Origin of the sequence: Methanobrevibacter curvatus (assembly GCF_001639295.1) — an archaeon.
Lineage (GTDB): Archaea > Methanobacteriota > Methanobacteria > Methanobacteriales > Methanobacteriaceae > Methanoflexus > Methanoflexus curvatus.
In genome coordinates, this window is sequence record NZ_LWMV01000038.1 from 1 (window position 1) to 4,268 (window position 4,268).

3 protein-coding genes and 1 pseudogene are annotated in these 4,268 nt (G+C 23.1%); 3 read left to right on the forward strand and 1 reads right to left on the reverse strand.

Annotated features, from left to right (window positions below; translation table 11 throughout):
• Positions 1–284: 284 nt before the first annotated feature.
• The 3 genes and pseudogenes from MBCUR_RS01285 to MBCUR_RS10535 form a co-directional block, all read left to right on the forward strand.
• Entirely contained in the window at positions 285–1,457 is a 1,173-nt protein-coding gene (locus MBCUR_RS01285; protein ID WP_067089245.1) for an AAA family ATPase, read from the forward strand.
• A gap of 340 nt (positions 1,458–1,797) precedes the next feature.
• The gene (locus MBCUR_RS01290; RefSeq protein ID WP_067089248.1) at positions 1,798–2,088 is read left to right on the forward strand and encodes a hypothetical protein; all 291 of its coding nucleotides are present in this window, start codon (positions 1,798–1,800) and stop codon (positions 2,086–2,088) included.
• Positions 2,089–2,360: 272 nt separating this feature from the next.
• Positions 2,361–2,753, forward strand: a pseudogene (locus MBCUR_RS10535) (PD-(D/E)XK nuclease domain-containing protein); the annotation flags it as partial.
• Here MBCUR_RS10535 and MBCUR_RS01300 read toward each other — a convergent pair.
• Positions 2,712–3,638 (reverse strand): tyrosine-type recombinase/integrase, encoded by a 927-nt coding sequence (locus MBCUR_RS01300; RefSeq protein ID WP_067089253.1) that lies wholly within the window; start codon positions 3,636–3,638, stop codon positions 2,712–2,714. The pseudogene MBCUR_RS10535 and the gene MBCUR_RS01300 overlap by 42 nt on opposite strands.
• Between the last annotated feature and the right edge of the window lie 630 nt (positions 3,639–4,268).

The window sequence follows — 4,268 nt, forward strand, 5'->3', positions numbered from 1 at the left end:
ATTATGAAATTATTTATTCTTATTTGTTCTTTCCCACTTCTTTTAATTCATTTAATTAAAATATTTTCTTTTACAAATATACTTTTTTAAATTTCTGTATTATTATTTTTAAAAGCTATTGAATTAACTTTTTTAAATTTCTGAACTATTATTTTTAAAAGTTATCATATTCACTTTTTTAAATTTCGCTACTCTAAATAAAAACTTTTATATCTTATGAGGGATATAAAATTAAAATAAGAAAAAAATTTAATTTAAAGGTGATTATTATAGTAACTTTTCCTATGAATGTTCCAAATAACATAGATAAATATTTTTATAATCGTGAAAAAGAATTGATTCAACTTAAAACATTTATTAGTTCATTAAATGAAAATGTTTCAAATCAAATACTTTTAACTGGATTTAGAGGGATTGGAAAATCATTCTTTTTAGAAAAATTCATCACAACTCTACCAGACAATATTCTTTCAGTTTACATTGACATATCTGTCTTTTATGGCCTCTCTCAAGGAAAATTAAGCGAACTTGAAGTTATGAAAGGACTTCTTGAAGAAATGAACAACACAATTAAAAATCATGACCATGGACTTAAAAAAATACACAAGAATGTAAGCTCATTAATATCTAAATTAAAAAACCAAGACTACGATTTTAGAGATGCTGGATCAATACTCTCTATTCCAATACCAGAAATAAATGACAACTATGAAAAATTAAGTCGATTTGCCTTGGAATTTCCACAAAAAATAGTAGATTCATCAAAAGGTAAAATTAAAGGATTTGTAATAATAATAGATGAATTTCAATTTTTAGGAGAATTAAAATCCCCTGATGCATTTTTTTGGTTAATTAGAAGTTTTACTCAAAAACAAGACAATGTATCCTACATTTTCACTGGATCTACTTCTACTACAAGCGAAATGGTAGAAAAAATAAATGGAATCAATGGTGCATTTGGCAGTAGAATGATACAGATAAACCTTGAGCCATTTAGCAAAAATACTACAAAAAACTATATAAAAGAAAAAATATCAGACATTAAATTCACTGATAAAGGCTTTGAAAGGTTTTACAAATGCACAAGAGGATATCCTGCATATATCAATAGCTTTTGCAATACAACCTCACCCAACAAAATCTACAATGAAGAAGATATTATAAATGAATTTTACAATAAAATAGATCAAATAGCCATTAGATGGATAACAATATGGTCTTCACTTTCAAAACAAGAAAAAAACATAGTAACCACTTTAATTGATAATGAATCACTTAAATGGAATGAATTAGTTGAAAAAGTACCTTATTCTGATTCAACAGTTTCAATGGTTCTTAAAAAATTGAAAAACAAAGGAATAGTTTCCCATTTTAATGCCCTTTACTCAGTTGACGACTACATGCTTGCATCTTGGCTAAAACACAGAAAACATCAAGATTCTTACTATCCATTATAACATATTTTACATTTATGCTTACAAAAATACAGAAATTAATTTAAATAAAGCTCTTCTTTTCATTTAAATTATATATTTTATGGACTGCCTGTTTATAATATTTTTTTCTATTGTATATTTTTTATAATTTTTCTTATTTTGCTCTTGAAAAATTATCAAAGAAACTAGATTACAGTTAAATGAATGTTTAAATTATATAAAATTATACTATGATGGTTACAGTTGGAATGGAAAAGAAACTATTTACAACTCATTTTCAACATGGTTATGTTTTGATGAAGAAAGATTCTCAAAAAATTGGTTCAATACAGATACTCCAAGTGTTTTAGTTGATTATCCAATGAGTAAGTACACTATTAAATCTATTGCTGAACCAAGCAGTGCAACTGACGATGAAATTAAAAATCCAAGTTCAGATAATATTAAAGAAGAAGTACTTTTGTTTCAAACAGGATATTTAACTGTAGAAAAATTCAAAAGAGAAAGAATTGGAGCCATTTATGATTTAAAAATTCCAAATTTTAAAGTGGAATCAGCATTATTTGAAAATCTTATTAATCAATATTCCAGTATTTCTTACATAAATTTTTTAGAATATGGTGATAAGTTATTAAAATATACAATTGGATGAGATGAGGAAAATATTATTAAAACAATTGGAGATTATCTTTCCCATGTTCCTTATGAATTAAAAGGTGATGATGAAAAATACTATCATTCTATTATATTTTTATTATAGTAGTTCGCATTTATTTCTAATTAAAATTTTAGAAATTTTACAATAATATTTTTATATTAAAATTTAAATTTATTTATATAAAGATAAGATTTTTAATATAAAAAATATAATATAAAAACTCAAAAATTACTATTTAAACAAAACTAAAATTTTTTGCTAATCACTATACTTTACACACAAGAGTCCATACTCACAGTGAATTACACTCCAACAAAGGAAGTACAGATTTAATTATAGAAGAAGGAGAATATGTCCTTATCTTAGAATTTAAACAAAGTAAAAACAATACTATTGACCATATGATAAAAAAAGAATTTAAGCAAATTGAGGAAAAAGAGTATGGAAGACAATATAAAAATAAAAAGATAATTAAAGTGGTTGTGGCTTTTAGAGATAAAAAAACCATAAAGAAGTTGGATGTAAGATTATTAAGGAATAATTTTTTTATAATAAAAAATATTATTTTCATGCTTGAAATGGAAGAAAATTGTGAAATAATCAATAAAAAAAAAATTTTAATCCCATTTAATGTTTTCATAGCTATTTTTAATAGTTGAATCATCTACTTTACTGTAAATTTGAGTTGTGGATATATTACTATGACCTAATAGCTGTTGGACTTCATTTATAGGTCTGTTACTGTAATTTAACAAATAAATAGTAAATGAATGTCTTAATGTATGTGGAGTTAATCTCTCACTTAAGCCTAACTTTAACCCTTCTTCATTTAACCTTTCATCTGTTTCTGTTGCGTATTTTTTAACTAACTTTTGAATACTTCGCTCACTCAATCTTCCTCCTGTGTTATTAGTAAACAGATAATCTGTTTTATCAGTTCTATTTTTCCGTGTTCTTTTATAAATCATTGTGTTAACCAACTTCAAGGTTAAATCATCAATGTAGACTGTTCTATCTTTTCCACCTTTTCCATCAAAAACATTAATGGCTATTGCTTTATCTGTGCTTTTAAGATTTAAATTTTGCTTTTTTAAATTACTTAATTCTGATACACGTAAACCTGTTCTATATAATGTTTGAATAATAGCTTTATCTCTTACATTATGTTTAGGAACTGTTTTTAAGACCTCTTGAATTTCATCTGGTTTAAGATATTTGATTTTTTTGTTTCGAGTGTTGTCCTTTGGTAGTTGGATTTCTACTGTAATGTTTAAGTATTTAAGAAATTGTATTATTTGTTGGAGATATTTGTTTATTGTTGAATAGCTATTGTCTTTATCTTTTTTAAGGTAAATTATGTATTTTTTTAATATATTCTCAGCATTTTCAGACATTTTGAGATCCATTTCATTTAAATATTTTATAAATGTCTCATTTGTCTGTTTATAATTACGAATAGTAGTATTAGATAGATTTCTAAGGACATCTAACTCATCACAATAGTTATTAAGCTGATTTTGAAGTTCTTCTATATTTTTATTCACTTAAATCACTTTTTTTATATTTTTACATTTTTTTGAAAGTTTAAAATATTTAATTTATTTGTTAACTTCAAATTTTAACTTTAGATTTTATTTTTTTTAATTTTTTAATATATTGTTGGTATGTCAATAGTTAGTATATCAATAGTTTCAATATCAATTAAATAATTTTTTTAAAAATTTTTGTATATACTTTCAATATCAATAGTTTATATATCAATTAATTCCATTATTTTTTCATTATCTCTTAATTTTATTTGATGATAAAAATTTTTTCATAAAAAATTATAAATTTTTATTACATTTTTATATTATTTAAATTATAAGTAATGCTTTTATTAATTTTAAATCTTTACTGGATAATTTTTTTAAATTAAAGTTTTGATAATGGAAAGTTTAAAAAATAAATTTTTCTTTGGGAATATACTATATTTATTTTATTACTTATAAAGGTTCGCATTCTACCATAGAATGCGAACTTACATATATAAATAAAAATATTTTTGACAAGATTATTGGAAGATATTTTATTTTTTTATAAAAAATTATTTAACTAAAATCAATTTATTTTTCCTTAAAAACTTAAAATCTATAAAATCATGGGATTTATTTCGCATGGTATATATATAATGG

Bases quoted from the DNA above. Each gene is read 5' to 3' on its own strand.
- MBCUR_RS01285 (WP_067089245.1), top strand. From the start codon at position 285: ATGAATGTTCCAAATAACATAGATAAATATTTTTATAATCGTGAAAAA.
- MBCUR_RS01290 (WP_067089248.1), top strand. From the start codon at position 1,798: ATGAGTAAGTACACTATTAAATCTATTGCTGAACCAAGCAGTGCAACT.